Below are 22,166 nucleotides of genomic sequence, written 5' to 3'. Positions count from 1 at the left end.
GCCACCCTTCGAAGGACGCACCTCCTATGCCAGCGACACTCTATGACCTGACTGTCCCCGCTTATACGAACGGCTTGCGCGCCCTCTCGGGCCAGCTCGCGAAGGCGCTCGAATGGGGCGAGGCGAACGGGGTCGGCGAGCTTCAATTGATCGACTCACGGCTCGCGCCCGACATGTTTCCCTTGGCTACGCAGGTTCGCTTCACCTGCATACAGGCGATGCAGCCGGCGACGCGTCTCGGCGCTGACGGCGCGCCCGAGCTTGGCGACGACGCCACCGACTTCGCCGGACTGCAGACGCAGATTTCGACGACGCTCGTGTGGCTCGCTTCCGTCGATCGCGCCGCGCTCGACGGCGACCCCAACCGTCCGGTCGGGTTCGATCTGCCAAATGGCATGGCGTTCGACATGACCGCCGTCACTTATGTGCGCGACTGGGCGCAACCGCAATTCTACTTCCATCTCGTCGCCGCCTACGCCGTGCTCCGCCACATGGGCGTCCCGCTCGGCAAGGTCGATTATGTCGGTTACATGATGCAGTATCTGCGACCGGGGACCGCGCCATCGGCCTGACGCGTCGGCATTGACCGAAGGTGGACATTCGTTCCTCCCTGTCGCGTAGCGATGGGAAGGTGGCAGCGCCCTTCGACTGCCTTGCAGGCGCTCAGGATAAACTTCGCCCTTGGCGAAGCGCTGACGGAGGGGCGATGGCGCGACGTTGACGCCCCTCCACCACCGCCTACGGCGGCGGTCCCCCTCCCCATCGCTACGCGACAGGGAGGATGCTTCCCTCTTCGTCATCCCGGACTTGATCCGGGATCCATCCCAGCGTCGAAGTCGTGGACCCCGGATCAAGCCTGTCCTGAGCCTGTCGAAGGGTCCGGGGTGACGACTATCGGGAATCCACCCGATAGCCACCAAAAGAACGCAACGCGGCTAGATCAGCCCGCCATATTTGCGGATGCCCGGGAAGGCGAGCTTCTCGCCGCCATTGCGCCGGATCGCGCCAATCGCCTCGTCGACGCGCAAATAGCGCGCGCGTGCGTCGGGTTCGAACATCAGCACCGGCTGTTTGGTGCGCTCCGATGCGAGCTTCACGAGTTGCCCGAGTTGGGCAAGGTCGACCGCCTCGCCATTCCAGCGGATCGTGTCGGCCGTATCGATCGTGACGCGATTTTCGTCGAGGACTTTGCCTGTTACATCCGGCCCCTGCGGAAGCGTGATGTCGACGCTGTGCGTCGGCGGCGGGATCGTGATGATGAACATCACGAGCATCACCAGCATCACGTCGATCAGGGGCGTTGTGTTGATGTCGGGATCGCCATTGGGATCGGCGCGAAAAATGCTTTGGTGGAAGCGGCTGCGAAGCTTGCGCATCTTGTGTCTCCCCATCTCGCGGGGCGGCCCGAGTCCAGGCACCATCCCCGTACCTTGGGCTGAGGCGTCCACCGGGAAAGCCTCGACCTATTGTTACGGTATAACATTATACGCAAAGAGCAAATAAAAAGCGCTACGCGTCGGGCCGGCCGCATCGGCCCAACAAGAAAGGGCGGCACCTTTCGGCACCGCCCCTCTTGTCTTCAAACCCAACCGGGTCGGAAATCTTACATGCCCGAACCCGGACCGTACTTGATTTCCACGCGGCGGTTCTGATCGTTGCGGACGCCGTCGGCGGTCGCGACGGCCGGACGCGATTCGCCGAATGCTTCGGCCGAGATCGAGCCGTCCGAGATACCGCGAGCGGTCAGATAGCTGCGAACCGCATCGTTGCGGCGCTGCGACAAACCGACGTTGTACTTGGCCGAACCCGAACGGTCGGCGTGACCGGCGAGCCAAACCTGCGTACCCGAGCAGCCGCGGTTGTAAGCGCTGATCGCGTTGTCGAGCGTAGCAGCCGCTTCCGGCGTGATGTTCGACTGATCCCAGTCGAAGTACACGATGTACGGCCCAGGCTCGCACACAGCCGGCGGCGGAGGCGGCGGCGGGGGCGGCGGGGGCGGCGGGGGAGGCGGCGGCGGCGGGGGCGGCGGGGGCGGCGGTTCAGCGCCACCGAAGTTGTACGTCAGCGTCCCCAGGATCGAGTGCGAACGGAAGCGCGTCGAAACGTCGCGGCCAACCTGGTCGACCAGGTCGATCCCGCTGGCGTTGAAGAAGCGATACTTCAGGCCGACATCCCAGTTCTTGGTGAGCGGAGCGCGGATACCCGCGATCGCCTGCCAGGCGAAGCCGGTGTCCGAATCGTCGAGGAACGGACCGGCAAAGACCGGCTCGACCGAGACGCGCGCAACACCCGCACCACCGCCGATGAAGCCCTGCAGGCCATCATCGTCGCCGAAGTCGAGCAGGCCGTTGACCATGAAGCTCAGCGCATTCGAATCGCCGTTCAGCGCGGTCGAACCGATGAAGGGCACGCCGGTACCGCTCGGGCTCTGCGGGATACCCGGCGCCGAGAAGCTGCCCGACTTGATGTCGGCTTCGCGGTAGCCGACCTCGACTTCCGCGCGGAAGCCTCCGAAATCGTATCCGACGGTGCCTTCAACGTCATAGCCATTGCGATGATTGAGGTTTGCGGCGTTATCGATGGCACCGATGTCGAGGTCCATGTCCTCGATGATCATCACACCACCACCAACACCGACATACCAGGAGTTGTCGCGCGCCAAAGCTGGCGACGCCAGGGCAGTGGAGGCCAACGCCACAGCGACGGCAAGCTTCCTCATAGTAGATTCCCCTTTCAATTGAGATTTACGTCTCGACAGACGTCCTACTCGTCCCTTTGGTTCCGTGCAAGCTAACAAATCGTCAATCTGTTGCCAAAAAGTCGCACTTAACAGATCAATATTGGCAAAATCAGCCTGATTTCAGAATACCATGCGCGTCGAGGACCGACAGCAGCGCCGCGATGGCGGCGCGGGCTTCGACCTCCACTGTCGCGCCCCCGGCGGGAGCCGGAATCGCCGCGGGACCGATCCATAGCCCGCCTTCGAAGCGCAGCAGCGCCCCGTCGCTCAGCCGGATGATGCGCATCCCGCCGCGCGGCGCGACGAAACGCCAGCCGCCGTCGGTCCGGATCGCGATAGTCCCTCCTCGCCCCGACCATTCGCCGCCCGCTCCGGCTGCGACGAGCCAGCACTGACCGGCGACCGGTGCCGGCGGCGGCGTCGCAACGGGTCCGGCTTCGACCGCCGGATGCAGCAAGGCATCGAGCAGGGCAAGCGCCTCATTGTGCGTTACCTCCTTCTGCGCCTGCGCGACGGCGAGCAATGGCAGGGTGAAACGAGGGGTAGCAAGCGTATCGGTCATCATCCGGTCCCATCAGTTGAGCGTAAGGAAAAGCGGCCGCGAACGGCCCAGGTCGCCGAGCTGTCGAATGGCAAGCACTGCCGCAACCGGCAGGCCCGCGACGGCCGCCGCGTCAAGGTGCAGGGCCTGCGCCGTCGCCGTCCATGGACCGGCGCCCGGGACCGGCGGCACCGGCGCGATCTCCCAGGCTTCGCGGCTTTCGCCAAGGGGCAGGTCGACATGATCGCGCCACCCGGTGTCGAAGCGGCTGCAGCGCGTCCATTCGACAGCAAAGCCCCCCGCGCCATCGGGCCGCACCCGGCCATGCAAGGGGGGGAGCGGCGCCAGCGCTTGCCCCACGGCCGGCAGCGGGGCCTCGGCGACCGCCGTGCTTGCCCGCCCGGCCCATTGCAGCACCGCCGACCCGCTCTCGACCAGCTGCGCGACGGCATCGGGCACCGGCAACAACGCGATATCGTCGAGGAGGACGAACGGCGTACCGGCGGGATGACTGGCGATCTCCGACCCGCCGCGCCCGCGCAGCAATCGCGAAAGCCGCCATTCCGCGGCGCCGATCCGTTCCACCGTTCCGAACTGCACCATCTCGGTTCCCAGCATCGCGCGGTTGGCGCCACCGAGAAGCGCAGAATTTTCAACCGATTCCAGCATCATGGACGGATTGACGAGCGTTACGACAAGATTGTTTGCAAGATCGATCAACGCGCCGCCCGAGGCGGGCACCGCGCCCGCCAACGCGCCAAGCGCGGCGGCGGGGCGCACCATCCCGAGCGCGATCGGCTCGGCATCGGGGGCGGGACAGATCCAGATATCGGCGCCGCGCCATCCCGCATTGCTACCCGCCGCGGCGACCAGCAGACGCGGGGCGGAGGCTGGACTGGTCCCGATGTTCGGGCAATCGAACAGATGGACGACAGTTTCGCCGTCGGGCCAGTCGGGCGGTGTTACGGCCTGCCCACCATCGGCATCGATCGCGGTTACCGGCAGCGGCTGGTGACGATATAGCTCGAGCATCACCTCCCCGCCCCGCACCGTTCGCGACACGCTCCTCCAGGCACTTCCGTCGGGGAGCACGACCGGCCCGCCTATCGGTAGCGCCAGCGCCGCGAGGTCGGCCCGCCAGATACAGGTTTCACGGTCGTCCGCCGCCGCTCGGGCAAGCGCGTGCGCCAGCGCATACGCGGACTCGGCGGGCAGTGCGGCGGGCAGGTCGACACGCTCCTCGCGCACGCCGCCTCCCGCGACTTCGGCCGACTGCTGACCCAGCTGATAATCGCGCGCGGGCTCATAATACCGCAGGTTCACAAGCCCGGGCAGCGACGAAAGCGGTGCACGGCGCTGCTCGACCCGATCCGCATCGCGGACCGCACGGCGCATTTCGGCAAAATCGGACAGCATCGACGGTTCGGACGCCGCGGCGGGCGCCAGCCGCCACCCCGCCGGACCACTGGCGAGCCGGACACCGTCGACCGCGAACAGCGGCGCCAACGCCTCACGCGCCCGTTCGCCCGACGCGGCATAGCCCGCAATCGGCCAGTTCCCCACGCAGCGCCCCGCCTCTCCCAACAGCACATCGCCGACAAACCCGCCATCGACCGCAGCGTCGTCGGCCTCGACTTCGAAGGTCAGCGACGGGATGCGGTTGCCGAAGCCGGCGAGTTCAAGCTCCTCGAACACCGCATAGGCCAGACCCCGAAACGCGCTCGCCGAGCCGATCCCGACCGCCGAGGCGACAAGCGTGTCCGCCGGCTGGTCCTCGCTCCCGTCATGCCAGCGAAAGGTACAGCGCTCCCGGAAACTCCCGCCGGCACCGCGCAGCAAATTGCCGTCGGCCCATATCCGGCGGATCGCGCGGATCGGACGCGACGACAGCGCGACCGCCAGCGACACCGAATAGCTATATTCGGTCGTCGACGGCCGCCCCTTGCCGCCGCCGCGTTTCGTCCGCCGTTCGATCAGGTCGGTCGCCCAGATCACGCTGCCCGCTACGCGCATCGTCCCGAACAGCTTCGGGATCTGTTGGCCATAGATCGACGCCTGGACCTTCAGGTCGGCAAGCCGCGGCCCTTCGCGGCCCTTCGGCTTGAAGATCGCGGCATCGGCCTGCTGTCCGATCGCAGCGCCCAGCGCCGCGCCGACCGGCCCGCCGACGATCCCGCCAACCACCGTCAGCACCAAAGTCGCCATCCTTACCCCCTATTGTTCGAGCCGCCACCGGGCGGCCGCGCGCATGACATCGTCCGAAGGCGACTCCACGACCCTCCGCAGCCCGGCATGCGCGTGAACCATGCTCGCGGGCCCGATGACCCCCAGATGATGATGCCCGGCCGGAAGCGCGATCAGCGCCACGTCGCCGTCAGCCCGATCGGCCACCGCCCGGAACCCGGCCGTCATCAGCGCGGCAACAATCCGGCCGCGGCGCCACCCGCGCAGCGGATAGTCGTCGGGTGCCGGCAATGCGCACCCCACCGCCGCATAGGCCGCCCAGACCAGCCCCACGCAATCCAGCCCGTGCCGCGGGTCGCGCCCCTGCGCGCGGAACGGCACCCCCACCATCGTCCGCGCTGCCGCAAAGGCGCGCGCGCCCAAGGCCTCAACCACCGGGATAGCGCGTCAGCAGGTCATTCCCCGGCAAATGCGCCTCGCCGCGAAAATTGACGGCGTTGGCGAAACGGTCGCGGCATGTCGCGAGCCGCCGGTCGCATCCCTCGACCAGTCGAACGCGCACGGGAAGCGCGGGCACGAACGGCGGCATCTCCGCCAACATCAGCTCTTCCGCGTCTTCGGCGACCACCGGGCTCGCCAATCCACATGCCCGCCCCTCCATCCAGAGCAGTTCGCCAAAGGCCATCGTGCCTGCCGCGACCGGCATATCGAGCATGACACGGCGCCCCTCGACCGCGACGACGCGCCGCACATGCGTGCGCGGCGCAAGGTCGACCCGGCATGCCCGATCGCCCAGCCGCGCGCGGCACGACGGCGAAGTCGCCGGGCAAACCGGCGCATCGAGCCGCCGCGTCACGCCCTGCAGCTCCGCCGTAAAGGCTGCACCCCGCCGCTCGACCGCGCCCAGCGACCCGCGCGCTACCGTCACCGGCGCAACCTCGGGCGCGGTCCAGTCGGCCACGAACAGCTCGAGCTCGGCGCCGTCCCACCGCCCCGCGTCAAGGTCGGCGGCCGCAATCGCGTCGCTCGTCACCGCCCCTTCAAGGTCCATCGTCGCCGCATCGAGGCTGTCGTTCGTTTCCAGCGCCGACGGCTTCATTCCCGGCGCCGCGCGATAGGGGACGCCGCCGACGATCAGGTCATGATCGTGCGAGGTCAGCCCGATCACCACCCCGTCGCGCCGCGACAGCCGCCAGCACCAGGCAAGCGTCACCAACTCCTCGCGCAGCCAACCCGGCGCGCTCCCGCCGGACCCGCTCACCATGGCGCGCGCACCTCGACCAGCGGCACGCTCGCAAGCTCGCCTGCGAGGAAGGTCGCGCGGCTGACCTCCAGCCGGTCCTCGGCGAAGCGCACCGGCACGTCGAACAAATATCCCGCCCGCACCGCGATCCCCGGCCCCGGCGGGGCGTCGAGCAGCACCTCGCCCTCGTCCGTTACGGCGAATGTCGCCGTCTCGATCCCGTCGACCGACACGCGCACGCTGCCCGCAACCGGCAGGCGAATGCTCCGAACCTGCATCGCCTCGCCCGCGCCATAGCGCTTCACCAGCGCGAATTGCCGCCGGCTCCCGTCGCCGACGCCGAGCAGCTGGTCGCCGGGCCCCGGCAGCCCGCCATCCGCGGCCGAGCCATGGTCGAACGGATCGCGGAAGCGAAACGCCCGCGCCGCGCCGCGCCGGGCGCGAAAAAAATCGGCGAGCGCGCGCACGTCGCTCTCGGACCGCACCCCCGGCCCGGCGTCATAGCGCATCCGCGCCTCGGCCCATTCGCTCGCGCGCTGCTCATGCCCCGAGGGCGAGCTCACGATCTGCGTCGAAAATTCGGTTACGACCATCGCCTCGCGCCCGATCGCGAGCGGGAAATCCACCGCATCATAAGCCTGCACCGCATCCTCCCCGTCAAAGCTCACGAACCCGTCGCGCGCCACCTGCGGCAGGGCCCAGACGAACGCCCGCGCCACCCCCGCACGCCGTGCCGCATCGGCGGCATCGGCAATCGCCGCCCACTGCGCGCGATCCTCGCCGCGCAGCACGAAGCCCGAAAAATAATGCTGCTCTTCGGCGGGATAGCCGAGCCGGTCCGCCATCGCTTCGCGCGCCCGCGCCGTCTCCGCGCCGCGCCCGCCGGTCACCCAGTCATAATCCTCGAGCTGCAGCACGTCGAAGGCCGGCGCTGCCCATCCGGCCGGCACATTCGCCCGCCGCACCTCGGGCGCTGCCGCGTCGAGCACCGTCGGCAGATAGACGAGCAGGTGGCTGACGAGCCCCGCCGCACCCGCCTCGTCGCGCGCCGCCGCAACCAGCGCCGCGGTAGAGGTCGCGAGCAATTCGCCGAGAGCATCGAGCATCGCCTGCTGCGGCACGCTCAGGCTCGCTCGCACATCGGCAATCGCGACGCTCGCCGGCCCCAGCGCCGCCGTCGTCGCCGTATCATAAGCGCAAATTCGTCCCCCGGACGCGATCCACCACCAGGGTTCACCGACCTGAAACTTCACGTCCAGCCCCGCCGCCACCCCGATCGCGACGAAGCTTCGCGCCACGAGCTGCAGATAGTCCATGGCGCCTGCATGCGCGGGCGACAGCAGTGTCGAGGGCGGCGTCCATCCGGTCAGCGCCGGCGAGCCGTCGGCTGCACGCTGCTTCCAGTCGTTCCAGCAATAAGCGTCGAAATATTCGTAGGATAGCGACCAGATCAGCCCCAGCCCTGCCGCCGCGCATTCCTCCGCTAACCCGACGTGCCACGCCGCGCACGGCGCGTTGAGCACGCCCCCGGCCAGGCTCGCATAATATCCGCCGTCCAGCGCTTCGAGCCGCATATAATGGCTCATCCCGACATAATGGACGACATCGCCGCGATAGCCCAATTGCACGATCTGCCGCACCAGCCGCGCCGGCGTCAGATGATAGCTGTCGTCATAGCCGCTTGCGATTCCCGGTCCCTGCTCGGGCAGCACCGCATCGCCGATCGCCAGCACCGATCCCGACCCGCTGCACATGATCCCGCTCATCTCGGCCCAGCCCTCGACAGGCGCGGCGAGCAGCGCCGAACTCCCGTCATAGGCCGGTGAAACCAGCGAGATGAACATCCGGTCGACATCGCCGGCCCACACCGGATCGGCCTCGCCGGGCAACAGGAATCCGCCGTCGAGAGCGTCGAAATCGAGCGTCACGACCGCATCTTCGGGCGTCCCGACCGCATAATTCCACAGCCGCACATACCAGGCGCGCGCCTCGCCCGCCGCGTCGCGCCCCTCGATCGTCAAGGTCGGTCCATGCAGCGCATCGAGCGGCTTGATCCCGGCCGACCGCCAGCGAAAGCGGAGCTGCGTGCGCCGGAAATCGCGGCTTGTTTCATAGGCGAGCAGCGGATGGTCCCAGCGATCCTCAGCCTCCCAGATCAGCCCCGCCAGATCTTGCCGGTTATAGAACACCGCCTCGACGCGCAGCGCCTGCGCCGCGGCCGGATCGTGCGGCGTTACGACGCTCGCCATCATCGGCCGCGCGAAATCGACGGTCCAGAAGCGCGGATCGAAGCGTTTCAGCCACCCCTTGCGATGATGCGGCTCGGCGGCCGCGACGAGCGCCCAGCCCATCAATCTTCCCCCGCAGCGACCGCGCGACGAACCGCGCGCGCAATCTGCCGGCCCGTCTGTTCCAACCGTTTTGGTTCACTGCCTGCATCACCGCGAACATTTACGGTGATCGCGATCGTGCGGGCGTTCCCGCCCGTCTCGATCCGCCCGCTCGACGTCGGCACGAAATATTCGGGGCCGCGCTCGCCGACGCGATAGGCGCGCCCCGCACTGACCGGCCCGCCGGTCGCCCGCCCCGGCGCACCGAATACCGACGATGCGATCCCCTGCCCCAGCGCGAGCAGGCCGCCACCCCCGCCGCCCGAGCCGCCGCCCAGGATCGCCCCGATGCCGCTCTGGATCGCGGCGCGCGCAATGTCGGCCATCACCGACAGCGCCAGCCGCTTCAGATCCTCGAACCCCAGCTTGCCGGTCAGGATCGCGCGGGTCAGCGCCCGTTCGATCGCCTGCCCCGCCCGCTCCGCCTCGCTGACCAGCGGCCCGCCGATTTCGGCGCGCAGCGCCGCAACCTCGCGCCGGAACCCCGCCGCGTCGCCGCGCATCGCGCCGAACAGATCGTCCATCTCATCCATCGGGAAATTGCTCCATCATCGCTGCCAGCTCCATCCGGTCGACCGCCGCGGCCGCATCGCCCTCGCGCCAACTTCCCAACGCCGCCGCGACATCGGCCGGGGTCGCGCTCCAGAATTCGTCCGGCCGCCAGCCGAGCGCGCGCGCCATCAATCCCAGCAGCGGCAGCGCCGCAGCCGCGAACCGTTCATCGGCCACCTCAGCGCCCTTGCAATATCTGCCCCAGCAGCACCCGCAGCGCCGGCGTCACCGCGGCAAGCCCCTGCTCGACCAGCGCCTCGCCGACCGCCTCGCGGGTCAGCGTCTCGTCGCGGCCCCGGACGCAATGCCAGAACAGCGCCGCCAGTTCGCCGAGCGCAAGCCGTCCATCGGCCGCGCGCTCGACCAGCGCGAACAGCGGCCCCAGTTCCTCCTCCGCCGCGACCAGCGCGGCAAAGCTCGGCCGCAATACCAGCGAACGCGCACCGACGCGCAGCGCCGCCTCGCCTCTCAGCGCGTTGGCCGCGCTCACAGGCTCACCACCGCGCCGCTGCTTTCCAGGTTCAGCGTGTAATTGCGCTCGCCATTATAATCGCCGGCATAGTCGAGCCGCGTCACCAGAAAGCGCCCGCGCAGCCGCTCGCCACTTTCGAAGCTCAGCTCATAATCGTCGATCGTCCCCGACAACGCATGGCCGCGCAGCCGCACCTCGGCATCGGAGCCGGTAAAAATCCCCGCCGCGCTGACCGAAACCGATCGCACCCCGGCGCCCGACAGCAACTCGCGCCAGCCGCCCGAATCCTTCGTTGTGACGTTCACCGCCTCGCCGTTCACCGACAATTGCGTCGTGCGCAATCCGGCCACGGTGCCAAAGACCGGCGGCGCCGAACCATTACCGATCTTTAACAGAAAAGCGCTCCCATTTTCGATTGCCATCGTCTAACCTCCTCAACATAAAAAGTTCTGCAAATGGGGAGAAGCAGGATGCTGATCACGGCCTTGTTGTTGGCAACCGCGGCACCGGCGGGGGCCGGCAGCGTCGACACGACGCGTGCCGCCTTCACCAAATGCCTACGCGAGCACATGAAGAAATCGCTCGATGCCAAGATGAGCGAAGCCGAATATGAAATGTCGCTGAAGGGCGCGTGCGACAGCGAACGCTCGGCGTTCCGCGCGGCGGTCACCGCCGCCAACCGCGCCGCCGGCGATTCCGCCGCCGACGCGGCCGAAAATGCCGACATGCAGGTCGAGGATTATCACGCGAACTTCACCGACAAGTTCAAGGATTACTCCTCGACGGGCACGATGCCCGGCGATTGAGCGGCTCCCGCCACCAATAATCGTGGTGACAGCCCCGCGCGATTCCGTCACTCCGGCTTCGCGCCAAGGTTGCGCCCTTCTTTGGCCATCGCCTCCCTCTGGACGATATTATCCATGAAAACCGCAACGAGTCGGCTCCCCCGACGTCTGATCGCCGTGACGCTGATGGTCATGTGCTCCGGCGGCCGCCTGCCAGCCCCTGCCGCGGCGGCCGATCCTGAAGCCGGCCCCCGTTGGGAGGTAGATTATGGTGTCGGCAGCTGCCGACTGATCCGCCACATGGGAACGGCCGATCGGGACGATCGTCTGGAAGTGAAGCGTAGCTGGAGCTTCACCGGATATGACTGGACCTTATACGGCCCGGATATGCCTTCCTATTCCTCTGCCACGACGATCACGATTGCCTTACAGCCGTCGGCTTCAACCCACCATTTCAAGACCAATCCCTATATGGTCGCCGACGAGAGCGGACACGCGGTTGCCTGGAACGATCCCGACGGCCTCATCATCGCGGCGCTCAGGAAAGACCACCGCATCAGCGTGACGGGCACAAAAAACCTCAAGGTGGCGTTCGATCTGCCGAACGCTGCCGACGCCATCAAGGCTCTCGAAGCGTGCGAGGACGATCTCGTGGCAAGCTGGGGCTTCGATCCGCAGCAGGTCCGTTCGCTGTCTGGGCGGCCGGAACCCGCAAACAATGCCGCGCGCTGGGCCACCAACGACGATTATCCCCCGCTCGATCTTGCCCGCAAGAATGAGGGCACGACAACCTTCCTGCTCGGTATCGACGCCGATGGCGCCGTAACGGGATGCCGGATTCTCGTCAGCTCGGGATTCGCCAGCCTTGACAAGCGAACCTGCGACCTGTTGTTCGCCCGCGCCGCTTTTCGACCCGCCAGGAATGCCGCCGGAGTCGCCGTGCCCGCCTTCTATGTCAACAAGATAAGGTGGCGCACCCCGCGATAAAGCCGGCCCGCCCCGGAACGGCCGCCTTCGATCGCCGCCCCCTAATCCGCCAGACACCGGCACCGCACCACCAATTCGTGCCGCCACCCACCCTCGCGCGCGAAGGCGAACCGCGTCCGCACGACCCGCGCGCCGACGATCTCCCAATCCTCGGCCGCACCGCGCAGCCCGCCCGCCACCGCGTCGATCCGCCCCGCCGCGGCATCGTCGAGCGCTGCGCCCTGGCCGTGCAGCACCACGCTCAACCGCACCTCGCGCCCCGCCCGGTCCTTGGTGCCCCAGTCGCTGCCCTCGGCCGCGCCGACCGAGACATAGGGCGCACTCGCCCGCGCCGGGACGCCGTCGAACACGCCGTGCACCAACGCGGCGAGCGCGGCGTCGGCCTTCAGCAGCATCAGCGCCCGGCCGCGCACGGCCTGTTCGGCGCCCGTCATCGGCCGGCGCCCACCGCGATGCGCCGCCACGGCTGCCACAGCGCCGCAACCGCCGCGGGCGGATCGACCTTCGCATCGTCGCGCGCTTCGTACAGATGCTGCACCATGCGTAGCATGCCATGCCGGATCGCGGCGGGGACATCCGCGGCCGCCTCCGCCATCCCGGCGCGATAGGCGACGCGCAACCGCGTTCCATCGGTCGCGCCCGCCACCGTCACCGCTGCCAGCCCGTCGGCGATGTCGACCCGATAGTCGGCGGGATCGAGCACGACGTCGTCGCCGCCCGTATCGATCCGCGCCACCACATCGATCGCCACCACCGGCCGCGCCGCGAGCCGCGCCGTCTGCCGCCGCACCGTAAGCACCTCCGCGCCGTCCCGCGCCAGCAGCCACTGGCCCGTGAACGCCTCGCACATATTCGTCACCGCGCCGATCAGCCGCTCGACCAGCGCATCCTCATTCGCCGCGCCCAGCCGAAGCCAGGCACGCGCCTCATCCATCGTCACCGGCATGGCACCGCCGTCCTTCCGCTATAAGAGGTTTGGAGTCGGACTTTCGGGTCGAGATTTGGCGCAGGGCGAGGCGAAAATCCCGCTCTTCGAAAACCGTAGCGCAGCGTGCTTCTGCACGTGAGCAGCGGAAGCGCAGAAGAGGGGGATTTGCAGCCCGTCCTGGGCCAAGTCTCGGCTCGAAAGTTGGCGCCCGGCCCGATCCCGAAAGGGAAGGGAGCCAGGGCCGGGCGCCCTTCGCGCACCAGCGCTGCTTAGCTGGCGGCGAACTTCATCAGTTTGATGGCCTGCGAATCGATGATCGCACCGCCCACCCTTTTGGTTGCATAGAAATGCACGAATGGCTTGTTGCTGAACGGATCGCGCAGGATGCGCGTCTCGCCGCGGTCGGCGACGAGATAGCCGGCGCGGAAGTTGCCGAAGGCGATCGACAGGCTGTTCGCGGCCACATCGGGCATGTCTTCGGCCTCGACCACCGGATAGCCGAGCAAGGTCGCCGCCTGCCCCTCGACCATCCCCGGTTGCCAGATGAAGGCGCCGTCGGTGGTCTTGAACTTGCGGATGCGGCTCAGCGTATCCGAATTCATCACCCAGCAGGCCCCCTGCCGGTACGGCGCCTTCAGCGAATGGACCAGCTCGACCAGCTTGTCCTGCGGGTTCGACGCCGGAAAGGCGCCCGCATTGCCCGTCGCGAGATATTGCAGCGACCCGAAGGCGCGGATGCTGTCGGTCTCGTTCGTCGCGGCATAAGTGAGGAACCCCTTCGGCCGGTTCGTCCCGTTGCCGTTCACGAACGCACTGCCCTCGGCGATCGCGAACTCGCGCCCCAACTGCTCGGCCAGCCAGTCCTCGACGTTGAACATCGCATCGTCGAGCATCGCCTGGCTCGCCGCCGGATTGGCATAAAGTTCACCCGTCGGCGGCACGATCTCGGCAAAGCTGCGCGTCGCGGTTTCGGGCCGCGCCGCGGTCTCGCCGACCCAGCCCGTCCCCATCGACCCCGTCGCGACGAGCTTGCGATACCCGCTCGTCCCCGTCTGCACGACCGTCGCAATGCTACGGATCGGCGACAAAGTCTTGAGCGTCGCCGCGATGCTCCCGTCGATCTCGCGCGGCACCGCAAAACCACCCTCGCCGCCCGACGCCCCGGACAGGCTCTTCATTTCGACCCCCGCGTCGATCCCACGCCGCAGGTATCGCTCGACAAAGGCATCGCGCGCCGGATCGGCCGCCTTCGCCCCGTCGAGCGGCAGGCGCGACGCGGCCACGGCCTGCGCATCGACCTGCGCCTTCAAGGCCGCGACCGAAGCCTTCAGCTCGTCGACCGCTTCGGCCGCCAGCACCGCATCGAACGCCCCATCGAGCGCATCCGCCTTCACTTCCATATCGTCCATGCTCGTCACTCCTTCTGAAAACACCATCCTCCCTGTGGCGAAGCCATGGGGAGGGGGACCGCGCCCGTAGGGCGTGGTGGAGGGGCAGCGACGCTGCGCCATAGCCCCTCCGTCAGCCCTGTGGGCTGCCACCTCTCCACGCCTGCGGCGCAGCGAGGATCGATCCCCCTTCCACCGCAATCACCCGCGCGAGCGGCTGCATCGGCGCCGCCACCAGGCTCACCTCCGCCAGATCGAGCTCCACCAGCTCGCGGGGATTATCCCCGCGCGAAGCCCGCACCCGATACCCAAAGCTCAGCCCCGACAGCGCCCCGCTCGCGACCAGCTTCGCCGCCGCCGGGTGCGTCACCCGCGCCACGACGCGCAGCCCCCGCGCATCCTCCGCCAATGTCTCGATTACCCCAATGCTGGCTCCCGGCCGGTGCTGCCAAAGCAACGGCACCATCCGCCGCTCGCGCAAACTCGCCGCAAAGGCCCCCCTGCGCACGACATCGCCCCCCCGATCGACCCGGTCGAACACCGACGCATAACCGGCAAGCCTGATCCCCCCTCCCGCTTGTGGGAGGGGTTGGGGGAGGGCCTGTTCCGCCGCCGCCCTCATTTCAAAAGCCCCGGCAACCCCAGCTTCACCGCGAGCCCGACGACGAGCAGCGCCAGAACCCCGCGCACCGCCCAGTCGACCACCGCCGCCCACGCACTCTTCTTCGCATCGCGCCACGCACCGAGCAGCTGGCGCAAATCGCTCACATCGTCGCGCGCCGCCGCATCCGCGAGCCCCAGCCGCGCCAGCGCCCGCCGCGCCCCCAGCTCGCTCGCCTCCTCGACCACCGCGCGCAACAGCGCCGCGTCGGGCGCACTCGTCCCCGCCAGCGCGATCAACCGCGCCAGCGCTTCATCTTCGTCCATGTCGATGTCCTAAAATTGGCTCACACAAAGACACAAAGAGGAAGGCCCGATCCGCCGCCGTCAGGCGGCCTTTCAAGATCGGGTAAAGCCGCTTCACGGAACCACGCCAGGTCGCTCGGGCGAACTGCCCTCTTTGTGTCTTCGTGTGAGAATTGACAAAAAAGCTACCCGAGCCCTAACAGCGCCTTCTTCTCGTCCGCGCTCAGCCAGTCGGCCGCCGACACCTCGCGCCACAGCGCCATCCGGTCCTCGGCCAGCGCCGGCACCTTATCCAGATCGACGCGCAGCTCCGCGCCGTCGAACCACCCCGACAGCCCCTGCGCCACCGCCCCCAAAATCTTTGCGCAAAGCGGCAGCACCGTCAGCCGCCACAGCGCGCGATTGGCCTCGCGATAATTGGCATAGGTCGCGTCGCCCGGCAGCCCGAGCAGCATCGGCGGCACCCCGAACGCCATCGCAATCTCGCGGGCGCTCGAATCCTTCAGCGCCAGAAAATCCATCTCGGCGGGCGACAGCGACAAGGCTTGCCACTTCAGCCCGCCTTCGAGCAGCAACGGCCGCCCCGCATTCGCCCCGCCCGCAAAACTTTCGGCCAGCTCCTCGCGCAGCCGATCCACTTGCTCCGCCGACAAAGGCATGCCCTTGTCGCCCGGATCATGGACCAGCGCCCCCGAAGGCCGCGCCGCATTCTCGAGCAGCGCCGCGTTCCACCGCGCCGCGGCATTATGCGCCGCGATCGCGCCCGAGGCCGCACCCAGACACCCGGCGCCATAATGATCGTCGAGCGGATGCAGCGCCTTCACATGCACCACCGCGACGCGCCCCGCGCCATCCTCGGCGGGCAGCACCGCGGCCGACCCACCCGCCTTGTAGCGATAGGCCACCGGCCACCCCCGCGCATCGGCCTCGACCGTCACCCGCTCGGGCCGCAGCGCAAACAGCTCGGCCGGCGCGCCCGCGCCATCGGCCAGGATCTGCACATAGCCATTACCGTGCAGCAGCAACTGCGACGCCAAAGTCTCGACCAGCCCCTGCCCGCCCGACGTCGCGGAAACGAGCGCCGCCAACGCCGGATCGCTCGCCACCACCGGCGCGCTCCCCGCCGCCTCGGCGACCAGCCGCACCGACCGCTGCACGATCGCGTTCGAGAGATACCCCTCGCGAACCTGCGCCTCCCAGCTCATCGGCGCGGACGCACTCCAGCTTCCATACACACGCGACAAAGCGGGCCGCGCAGGAAGCTGCGCGGCCTTGCGGCCAAACCAGTTCATGATGTTCTCCTATTCGCCGGCCACCCCGCCGCTACCCAACAACGTCACCCCGGCCTCGACCAGGGGCCTGCCTGTTCCACTCTTTCGTCATCCCGGACTTGATCCGGGATCCACAACAGCGCCAAATTCATGGACCCGGGATCAAGTCCGGGGTGATGAATTGAGTATCGGGACCTCCCATCGACGAAGCCGCACGGAGGATATCCGGTAACTACCGATTGCAGACGTTCGCGGTGTCAGGCAGTCGCCACATATGAAGAATATCTTGTTCATCTGCAGCCAGAACAGGCTCCGAAGCCCGACCGCCGAGCAGGTTTTCGCAAATCATCCGGCTTATGAGGTCTCATCGGCTGGAACCAATGTCGACGCCGACAATCCGCTAACGCCGGAACTCGTGCAATGGGCCGATATAATCTTCGTGATGGAACGGTCTCATCGAAACAAGCTGCAAAAACGCTATCGCGCGAGTCTGAAAAACGCGCGCGTGATATGCCTTGATATCCCTGACGAGTATGAATTCATGGACGAAGAACTTATCCGCCTGTTGAAAACTAGGGTGTCTCGCCATTTGCCTGTCTGACGACAGCTCTGATCAAACCACCCGGACCCCCGGCACCAGCCCCCTCCGCCGCCCCTCCAGCAAAGCCGCCAGCGCCCATACGCACGCATCCGCCCGATCGGGCGACCGCCCCGGCCCCGCATAGCCGCCGCCGATCTGCAACCCGCAAAGCTGGTCCTCCAGGCTCGCGAACACCCCCGCATGCACCACATCGCCGCGCTCATAGGCGATCGCGACCGGCTCCGCCCTTCGCGCCTTGCCGACGCTCGCATGCACCGGCACCACGGGCAGCGCGCAGTCGGCCTGGCGCAGCGTCGCCTCGACCATGTCGCCGCCCATATTACTCTCGGCGACGACCCGGTCGGCACCCCAGCGCGCCGCGGCCGCGGCGACCGCCTGCGCCCACACCCCCGGCAGCGGCGTCTCGACGCTCGCATCCTCCACGACCGCTAGCCGCCCGTCGCGGAGCAACGCCGCAACGACGATCCCGCACGCATCGCCCTTCGCCGTCGCCGGCGGATCGACGCCGATGATCACCCGCACCGGCTTGCCGATGCTATCGGCCTCGACCCGGCACCGCTCGACCAGCGCCCGCGTCCACAGCGCGCCCTCGACATCGTCGAGCAGCTCGCCCTCCAGTTCCTGCCGCCCCAGCCGCGTCCCGCCATAGATCCTGTCCATCGTCGTCAGCCATTGCGGCGCCAGATTGTGGCGATTGGTCCGGGTGTTCCCGCTCGTCGTCACAACCCCCTTCTCGGTCATCAATCGCCGCACCAGCGGCACGCCGCGCGGGGTGGTCGTCGCGACAACGCGCGGGTCGCCGCCGATCCGCATCGTCAGCATCAGATTGTCCCACGCCGCCTCGCCCTGCGGCCATTTGGCGATTTCGTCGCACCAGGCGGCGCTATGCTCGGGTCCGCGAAGGCTGTCGGGCTCGGCCGCCGAATAGAGGGTCGCGACCGTTCCGTTCGCCCAGCTCAGCCGCCTCAGGCTGCTCTCATACTCTGGGCGCGCCGCGTCGGGCGCGATCGCCAGCACGCCGCTCTCCCCCTCGACCATCACCTGCCGCGCCTCGTGCAGCGAGGCCGCGACCAGCGCGATCCGTGCCCCCGGATGCGCTTCGGCATAGTCCCGCACCCACTCGGCCCCCGTCCGCGTCTTGCCGAAACCGCGCCCCGCCAGCAGCATCCAGACGTGCCAGTCGCCTGCGGGCGGGCATTGGTCGGCGCGCCGCCACCAGCTCCAGTCGGTGAGCAGGCTTGCCGCCTTGTCGCCGCCAAGCCGGTGTCCCCACGCCGCGAAATCGGCATCGGACATCCGCAGCACCTCGTCGAGGCCTTTCAAGACGCGCCATCCTCTTTTTCGCCGGCGCCTCTTTCCTCCGCCGCGACCTGCGCCCGCATCGCGGTCAGTTTCGCGAGCAGTCGGGCCTTCGCATTCCCTTTGGGCGCAGCCCCGGCCGGCGGGAGCTTCGCGCCGCGCACCGCCGCGCGATGCGCCGCGAGCAGCGAGAGCCCGAGGCGATATTTCTGTGCCCGCGATTTCAGCGTCGCTTCCTTCACATTCCCCGTCGGCGCGATCAGCGCCTCCGACAGCAATTCGGCCTCGAGCCGGGCGAACCCCTCGCACAGCGCCTCGTGCCAGCGCGCCGCAAAGCCGGTGTTGCGCCGCCGCTCGCGGTACATCGCATTCGCCGAAACCCCCGCCGCCCGCGCCGAGGCCGCGACATTCGAGGATTCGGCCAGCGCATCGAGGAAAATCTCCTTCTGCCGGCGGTCGGGACGGGGATTGCCGGTATCGTCCGTGGTCGTACCCGCCTGCCCCATCGCCATTCTCCCCAAAGCATCCGGGCCGGATCACCCTCCCGCATCGGAAGGGCGCCGGCCCGAATCGCAATTCTTCATGATGTGATAGTTGTGCCATAACAGCGTGACGATGTCAATAAAAAATAACCTATATGGTAAAATATGGATATCGAATCGTCCGACGGCCGGCTTGGGTTGGAGAGCGAAGGTTGCCGATCCTCCCCGGCACGGGGAGGGGGACCATGCGAAGCATGGTGGAGGGGTACGTGCAGTCTGGCGTGGCCTATGGTCCCCTGTGCCCTTCCACCACCCCGGTGCCCCCCCTTCCCGTCGCCGACGCCCTCATGCGCCATTGTGGGCCACGCGGCGCGCCGCTAAAGCAGCGCGCGTGACCGCGCTCTCCTCCCGCATCGCCGCTTTCGCCGACCGCCGACCCAAGGCGCTGGCCCTCCTCGCCGGTGCGCTATCCGCCACCGGCTTCGCCCCGCTCCACCTGTGGCCGCTGACCTTGCTCGCGCTGGCGAGCCTGATGGCGCTGGTCGCACGCAGCGCGAAAGGATCGGGCGCGCTGGGGATCGGCTGGGCGTTCGGGGTCGGGCACTTCACGATCGGCCTGAACTGGATCGCCACCGCCTTCACCTATCAGGCGGCGATGCCCGCCTGGCTCGGCTGGATCGCGGTGGTCCTGCTGTCGCTCTATCTCGCCGTCTATCCGGCCCTCGCCGCATGGGGGGCGTGGGCTGTGCAAAGATACGTCGTCGCCGCGCAGGCGGGGACCGCGGGAAGCAAAGAACCGGGGCGCGGTGCAAAGCCGACGGCGGCCCCCGCCTGCGCGGGGGCGACGCTCTCCTTCACTCTCGCCTTCGCTGCACTGTGGACACTGACCGAATGGCTGCGCAGCTGGGTGTTCACCGGATTCGCTTGGAATCCGCTTGGTGCCGTCTTGTCGTCTACCATGATCCCGAATCTGGCTCTGCCGGCAATTGGCACCTATGGTTTTTCGGCGATCATCGTGGTTCTCGCTGCATGGGCAGGCTCGACAGTTCTGTGGCTGGCAAACGCAGCGAACTGGAGCCGACCCAAGTCCGGATCGTGGGTCGGCATCGGCTTTTTTGTGATCTTTCTGCTGCCGCTTATCACAGTCCTTCTTTTCCCGTCGATCATTCCGACCATGCCCGCGCGGGACGATGGCATCCCCATCACCGTCGTCCAACCCAATGTCGGCCAGCAGGACAAATGGGAGGGCAGCAAGGCCGACCTCAATTTCGAAAAGCTGGCGCGGCTGACCACGCCGAAATCCGCGGAACCGCGCCTGATCCTGTGGCCCGAGGCGGCGGTGCCCGACTATCTGGAGACCGGCTATCCGCTCGTCTATTACGACCGCTCGCCCGCCGCCGCGCGCGCGCGGCTGACGGCGCTGATGAACCCCGACGACGTGATGCTGCTCGGCGCGCTCAAGCTCGAACTCGACAGGGCCGGGGACGCGATCGGAGCGCGCAATGCGGTGATGACCGTCCATGCCGACGGCACGCTCGGCCCGCGCTACGACAAGGCGCACCTCGTTCCCTATGGCGAATATCTGCCGATGCGGCCGGTGCTGTCGGCGATCGGTCTGTCGCGACTTGCGCCCGGCGACATCGATTTCTGGCCCGGCCCCGGCCCGCATACGCTCGACCTCGGCCGCTTCGGCAAGGCGGGGTTGCAAATCTGCTACGAGATCATCTTCTCGGGCCAGGTCGTCGACCGCGCGCATCGCCCCGATTTCATCTTCAACCCGTCGAACGACGCCTGGTTCGGCGGCTGGGGTCCGCCGCAGCATCTGGCGCAGGCGCGGCTGCGCGCGATCGAGGAGGGGCTGCCCGTCATCCGCGCGACCCCGACCGGGATCAGCGCGGTGATCGACGCCGACGGCCGCATCCTCGATTCGGTCCCGATGCACCAGTCCGGGCGGATCGACACCGTCGTGCCGCCTGCGCACGCCCCGACCTTGTTCGCGCGGTACGGCAACGCGCTGCCCGTCGCCTTCGCGCTGCTGCTGCTCGCGGCTGCCATTGCCTTTCGGCGGCGCGGGCGCTAACAGCGCCCCCGACATAAAGCTTCCTTTATATTCGTTCCAAGAAGGCTCCCATGCGCAACAGTTTCCTCTTCACGTCCGAAAGCGTGTCCGAAGGCCATCCCGACAAGGTCGCCGACCAGATCAGCGATTCGATCGTCGACCTGTTCCTGTCGAAGGATCCGGAAGCGCGCGTCGCATGTGAAACGCTGACCACGACGCAGCTCGTCGTGCTCGCGGGCGAAATCCGCTGCAAAGGTGTGTTCGAGAATGGCGAATGGGCGCCGGGCGCGCTCGACGAGATCGAGACGACGGTGCGCCAGACCGTGAAAGAGATCGGCTACGAACAGTCGGGCTTCCACTGGAACGAGTTCCGCTTCGAGAATAATCTGCACGCCCAGTCGGCTCACATCGCGCAGGGCGTCGATGAGGGCGCCGACAAGGACGAAGGCGCCGGCGATCAGGGCATCATGTTCGGCTATGCCAGCGACGAGACCCCCGACCTGATGCCCGCGACGCTCGATTACAGCCACAAGATCCTCGAGCGCATGGCCGCCGACCGCAAGGCGGGCATTGCGCCCTTCCTCGAACCCGATGCGAAGAGCCAGGTTACGCTCCGCTACGCCAATGAGCGTCCGGTCGAGGCGACCGCGATCGTCGTGTCGACCCAGCACGCACCGGGCTATTATTTCCATGGCGGCGAGGGCGACGAGGCGAAATATCTGGAGCTGCGCAAGTATGTGCTCGGCGTCATCGCCGACGTCATGCCCGCCGAGCTGCTGACCGCGAACACCGTCTATCACATCAATCCCACGGGCCGCTTCGAAATCGGCGGACCCGACGGCGACGCGGGGCTCACCGGCCGCAAGATCATCGTCGACACCTACGGCGGCGCCAGCCCGCACGGCGGCGGCGCGTTCAGCGGCAAGGACCCGACCAAGGTCGACCGTTCGGCGGCGTACATCACGCGCTACCTCGCCAAGAATATCGTCGCCGCGGGCCTCGCCCGCCGCTGCACCATCCAATTGAGCTACGCGATCGGCGTTGCCGAACCGCTGTCGATCTATGTCGACCTGCACGGCACCGCCGCCGAGGGCGTGACCGAGGCGGCGCTCGAAGCCGCGATCCCACAGCTCGTCCGCCTGACGCCCAAGGGCATTCGCACCCACCTCGGCCTCAACAGGCCGATCTACAAGCAGACGGCGGCCTACGGCCATTTCGGCCGCCAGGCCACCGGCGACGCCTTTCCGTGGGAACGCACCGACCTGGTCGACAGGCTCAAGGCCGCCCTCACCGCTTGACGGCCTTGCCCGCGCCCCAAGCCAAGGCTAGGGCGCGCGG

Annotated in this window: 25 protein-coding genes; 6 read left to right on the top strand and 19 right to left on the bottom strand. The window is 67.8% G+C overall.

Annotated elements, in window-relative coordinates:
* Positions 1 to 26 precede the first annotated feature (26 nt).
* The gene (locus QOL79_RS00255; protein WP_283418237.1) at positions 27 to 572 is read left to right on the top strand and encodes a DUF1993 domain-containing protein; all 546 of its coding nucleotides are present in this window, start codon (positions 27 to 29) and stop codon (positions 570 to 572) included.
* A gap of 363 nt (positions 573 to 935) precedes the next feature.
* Here QOL79_RS00255 and QOL79_RS00250 read toward each other — a convergent pair whose 3' ends face one another.
* The 11 genes from QOL79_RS00250 to QOL79_RS00200 form a co-directional block, all read right to left on the bottom strand.
* A complete protein-coding gene (locus QOL79_RS00250; RefSeq protein WP_282945955.1) occupies positions 936 to 1,376 on the bottom strand; it encodes an ExbD/TolR family protein in 441 nt (146 codons plus the stop codon).
* 227 nt (positions 1,377 to 1,603) lie between these two features.
* Entirely contained in the window at positions 1,604 to 2,719 is a 1,116-nt protein-coding gene (locus QOL79_RS00245; protein ID WP_283418236.1) for an OmpA family protein, read from the bottom strand.
* 130 nt (positions 2,720 to 2,849) lie between these two features.
* Positions 2,850 to 3,305: a DUF2793 domain-containing protein gene (locus QOL79_RS00240; protein WP_349306404.1), complete on the bottom strand. Its 456-nt coding sequence runs from the start codon at positions 3,303 to 3,305 to the stop codon at positions 2,850 to 2,852.
* A gap of 9 nt (positions 3,306 to 3,314) precedes the next feature.
* Positions 3,315 to 5,486 carry a phage tail protein gene (locus QOL79_RS00235; protein ID WP_283418235.1) on the bottom strand — a complete coding sequence of 724 codons (2,172 nt, stop codon included), beginning with the start codon at positions 5,484 to 5,486 and terminating at the stop codon, positions 3,315 to 3,317.
* Positions 5,487 to 5,495: 9 nt separating this feature from the next.
* The gene (locus tag QOL79_RS00230; protein WP_283418234.1) at positions 5,496 to 5,900 is read right to left on the bottom strand and encodes an NlpC/P60 family protein; all 405 of its coding nucleotides are present in this window, start codon (positions 5,898 to 5,900) and stop codon (positions 5,496 to 5,498) included.
* Positions 5,893 to 6,729 carry a phage/gene transfer agent baseplate hub protein gene (locus tag QOL79_RS00225; RefSeq protein ID WP_283418233.1) on the bottom strand — a complete coding sequence of 279 codons (837 nt, stop codon included), beginning with the start codon at positions 6,727 to 6,729 and terminating at the stop codon, positions 5,893 to 5,895. The genes QOL79_RS00230 and QOL79_RS00225 overlap by 8 nt, the downstream gene beginning before the upstream one ends.
* On the bottom strand, positions 6,723 to 9,059 hold the full coding sequence (locus QOL79_RS00220; protein WP_283418232.1) for a DUF2460 domain-containing protein: 2,337 nt from the start codon (positions 9,057 to 9,059) through the stop codon (positions 6,723 to 6,725). Before QOL79_RS00220 ends, QOL79_RS00225 begins: the two co-directional genes overlap by 7 nt.
* Entirely contained in the window at positions 9,059 to 9,631 is a 573-nt protein-coding gene (locus QOL79_RS00215; protein WP_283418231.1) for a tail tape measure protein, read from the bottom strand. The genes QOL79_RS00220 and QOL79_RS00215 overlap by 1 nt, the downstream gene beginning before the upstream one ends.
* A complete protein-coding gene (locus QOL79_RS00210; RefSeq protein ID WP_349306403.1) occupies positions 9,624 to 9,827 on the bottom strand; it encodes a phage tail assembly chaperone in 204 nt (67 codons plus the stop codon). Before QOL79_RS00210 ends, QOL79_RS00215 begins: the two co-directional genes overlap by 8 nt.
* Before the next feature lies 1 nt (position 9,828).
* Positions 9,829 to 10,140, bottom strand: a complete 312-nt coding sequence (locus tag QOL79_RS00205; RefSeq protein WP_283418230.1) for a gene transfer agent family protein — start codon at positions 10,138 to 10,140, stop codon at positions 9,829 to 9,831.
* Entirely contained in the window at positions 10,137 to 10,544 is a 408-nt protein-coding gene (locus QOL79_RS00200) for a phage tail tube protein (protein WP_283418229.1), read from the bottom strand. Before QOL79_RS00200 ends, QOL79_RS00205 begins: the two co-directional genes overlap by 4 nt.
* A 48-nt stretch (positions 10,545 to 10,592) precedes the next feature.
* Between QOL79_RS00200 and QOL79_RS00195 the strand changes: the two genes are divergently transcribed.
* Both QOL79_RS00195 and QOL79_RS00190 read left to right on the top strand, forming a co-directional pair.
* Complete coding sequence (locus tag QOL79_RS00195) at positions 10,593 to 10,928, top strand: hypothetical protein (protein WP_283418228.1); 336 nt, start codon at positions 10,593 to 10,595, stop codon at positions 10,926 to 10,928.
* An 81-nt stretch (positions 10,929 to 11,009) separates the two neighbouring features.
* Positions 11,010 to 11,894: a TonB family protein gene (locus tag QOL79_RS00190; RefSeq protein WP_283418227.1), complete on the top strand. Its 885-nt coding sequence runs from the start codon at positions 11,010 to 11,012 to the stop codon at positions 11,892 to 11,894.
* Between the two features lie 41 nt (positions 11,895 to 11,935).
* Here the strand turns inward: QOL79_RS00190 and gp17 are convergent, their stop codons facing one another.
* From gp17 to QOL79_RS00160, 6 genes are all read right to left on the bottom strand, one after another.
* Positions 11,936 to 12,328 (bottom strand): tail completion protein gp17, encoded by a 393-nt coding sequence (gene gp17, locus QOL79_RS00185; protein WP_283418226.1) that lies wholly within the window; start codon positions 12,326 to 12,328, stop codon positions 11,936 to 11,938.
* On the bottom strand, positions 12,325 to 12,840 hold the full coding sequence (locus QOL79_RS00180; RefSeq protein ID WP_283418225.1) for a head-tail connector protein: 516 nt from the start codon (positions 12,838 to 12,840) through the stop codon (positions 12,325 to 12,327). The genes gp17 and QOL79_RS00180 overlap by 4 nt, the downstream gene beginning before the upstream one ends.
* A gap of 251 nt (positions 12,841 to 13,091) precedes the next feature.
* Entirely contained in the window at positions 13,092 to 14,231 is a 1,140-nt protein-coding gene (locus QOL79_RS00175; protein WP_283418224.1) for a phage major capsid protein, read from the bottom strand.
* 112 nt (positions 14,232 to 14,343) lie between these two features.
* A complete protein-coding gene (locus QOL79_RS00170; protein ID WP_283418223.1) occupies positions 14,344 to 14,832 on the bottom strand; it encodes an HK97 family phage prohead protease in 489 nt (162 codons plus the stop codon).
* The gene (locus QOL79_RS00165) at positions 14,829 to 15,137 is read right to left on the bottom strand and encodes a DUF6127 family protein (protein ID WP_283418222.1); all 309 of its coding nucleotides are present in this window, start codon (positions 15,135 to 15,137) and stop codon (positions 14,829 to 14,831) included. The genes QOL79_RS00170 and QOL79_RS00165 overlap by 4 nt, the downstream gene beginning before the upstream one ends.
* Before the next feature lie 164 nt (positions 15,138 to 15,301).
* Complete coding sequence (locus tag QOL79_RS00160; protein ID WP_283418221.1) at positions 15,302 to 16,408, bottom strand: phage portal protein; 1,107 nt, start codon at positions 16,406 to 16,408, stop codon at positions 15,302 to 15,304.
* Positions 16,409 to 16,661: 253 nt separating this feature from the next.
* Between QOL79_RS00160 and QOL79_RS00155 the strand changes: the two genes are divergently transcribed.
* Entirely contained in the window at positions 16,662 to 16,988 is a 327-nt protein-coding gene (locus QOL79_RS00155; RefSeq protein WP_283418220.1) for a low molecular weight protein tyrosine phosphatase family protein, read from the top strand.
* 12 nt (positions 16,989 to 17,000) lie between these two features.
* Here the strand turns inward: QOL79_RS00155 and QOL79_RS00150 are convergent, their stop codons facing one another.
* Together QOL79_RS00150 and QOL79_RS00145 are read right to left on the bottom strand one after the other, a co-directional pair.
* Entirely contained in the window at positions 17,001 to 18,284 is a 1,284-nt protein-coding gene (locus tag QOL79_RS00150) for a DNA-packaging protein (RefSeq protein ID WP_282948238.1), read from the bottom strand.
* A 23-nt stretch (positions 18,285 to 18,307) separates the two neighbouring features.
* On the bottom strand, positions 18,308 to 18,793 hold the full coding sequence (locus QOL79_RS00145; RefSeq protein WP_283418219.1) for a hypothetical protein: 486 nt from the start codon (positions 18,791 to 18,793) through the stop codon (positions 18,308 to 18,310).
* Positions 18,794 to 19,160: 367 nt separating this feature from the next.
* On the opposite strand from QOL79_RS00145, the gene lnt reads away from it, so the two are divergent.
* Together lnt and metK are read left to right on the top strand one after the other, a co-directional pair.
* Entirely contained in the window at positions 19,161 to 20,849 is a 1,689-nt protein-coding gene (gene lnt, locus QOL79_RS00140) for an apolipoprotein N-acyltransferase (protein ID WP_283418218.1), read from the top strand.
* A gap of 50 nt (positions 20,850 to 20,899) precedes the next feature.
* Entirely contained in the window at positions 20,900 to 22,126 is a 1,227-nt protein-coding gene (gene metK, locus QOL79_RS00135) for a methionine adenosyltransferase (protein WP_058456274.1), read from the top strand.
* Positions 22,127 to 22,166 lie beyond the last annotated feature (40 nt).

It is taken from the genome of Sphingopyxis sp. Geo48 (assembly GCF_949769155.1).
GTDB lineage: Bacteria > Pseudomonadota > Alphaproteobacteria > Sphingomonadales > Sphingomonadaceae > Sphingopyxis.
Note: the sequence above shows the minus strand (reverse complement) of the source record. Positions and strands in the feature narration are given on the sequence as shown.

What these genes read in the sequence shown, in the direction of transcription:
- metK (WP_058456274.1), top strand. Translation starts at nt 20,900, where the DNA reads ATGCGCAACAGTTTCCTCTTCACGTCCGAAAGCGTGTCCGAAGGCCAT.
- QOL79_RS00160 (WP_283418221.1), bottom strand. Translation starts at nt 16,408, where the DNA reads ATGAACTGGTTTGGCCGCAAGGCCGCGCAGCTTCCTGCGCGGCCCGCT.
- QOL79_RS00240 (WP_349306404.1), bottom strand. Translation starts at nt 3,305, where the DNA reads ATGATGACCGATACGCTTGCTACCCCTCGTTTCACCCTGCCATTGCTC.
- QOL79_RS00180 (WP_283418225.1), bottom strand. Translation starts at nt 12,840, where the DNA reads ATGCCGGTGACGATGGATGAGGCGCGTGCCTGGCTTCGGCTGGGCGCG.
- gp17 (WP_283418226.1), bottom strand. Translation starts at nt 12,328, where the DNA reads ATGACGGGCGCCGAACAGGCCGTGCGCGGCCGGGCGCTGATGCTGCTG.
- QOL79_RS00155 (WP_283418220.1), top strand. Translation starts at nt 16,662, where the DNA reads ATGAAGAATATCTTGTTCATCTGCAGCCAGAACAGGCTCCGAAGCCCG.
- QOL79_RS00170 (WP_283418223.1), bottom strand. Translation starts at nt 14,832, where the DNA reads ATGAGGGCGGCGGCGGAACAGGCCCTCCCCCAACCCCTCCCACAAGCG.
- QOL79_RS00250 (WP_282945955.1), bottom strand. Translation starts at nt 1,376, where the DNA reads ATGCGCAAGCTTCGCAGCCGCTTCCACCAAAGCATTTTTCGCGCCGAT.
- QOL79_RS00200 (WP_283418229.1), bottom strand. Translation starts at nt 10,544, where the DNA reads ATGGCAATCGAAAATGGGAGCGCTTTTCTGTTAAAGATCGGTAATGGT.
- QOL79_RS00145 (WP_283418219.1), bottom strand. Translation starts at nt 18,793, where the DNA reads ATGGGGCAGGCGGGTACGACCACGGACGATACCGGCAATCCCCGTCCC.
- QOL79_RS00165 (WP_283418222.1), bottom strand. Translation starts at nt 15,137, where the DNA reads ATGGACGAAGATGAAGCGCTGGCGCGGTTGATCGCGCTGGCGGGGACG.
- QOL79_RS00220 (WP_283418232.1), bottom strand. Translation starts at nt 9,059, where the DNA reads ATGGGCTGGGCGCTCGTCGCGGCCGCCGAGCCGCATCATCGCAAGGGG.
- QOL79_RS00245 (WP_283418236.1), bottom strand. Translation starts at nt 2,719, where the DNA reads ATGAGGAAGCTTGCCGTCGCTGTGGCGTTGGCCTCCACTGCCCTGGCG.
- QOL79_RS00215 (WP_283418231.1), bottom strand. Translation starts at nt 9,631, where the DNA reads ATGGATGAGATGGACGATCTGTTCGGCGCGATGCGCGGCGACGCGGCG.
- QOL79_RS00195 (WP_283418228.1), top strand. Translation starts at nt 10,593, where the DNA reads ATGCTGATCACGGCCTTGTTGTTGGCAACCGCGGCACCGGCGGGGGCC.
- QOL79_RS00150 (WP_282948238.1), bottom strand. Translation starts at nt 18,284, where the DNA reads ATGTCCGATGCCGATTTCGCGGCGTGGGGACACCGGCTTGGCGGCGAC.
- QOL79_RS00255 (WP_283418237.1), top strand. Translation starts at nt 27, where the DNA reads ATGCCAGCGACACTCTATGACCTGACTGTCCCCGCTTATACGAACGGC.
- QOL79_RS00225 (WP_283418233.1), bottom strand. Translation starts at nt 6,729, where the DNA reads ATGGTGAGCGGGTCCGGCGGGAGCGCGCCGGGTTGGCTGCGCGAGGAG.
- QOL79_RS00175 (WP_283418224.1), bottom strand. Translation starts at nt 14,231, where the DNA reads ATGGACGATATGGAAGTGAAGGCGGATGCGCTCGATGGGGCGTTCGAT.
- QOL79_RS00235 (WP_283418235.1), bottom strand. Translation starts at nt 5,486, where the DNA reads ATGGCGACTTTGGTGCTGACGGTGGTTGGCGGGATCGTCGGCGGGCCG.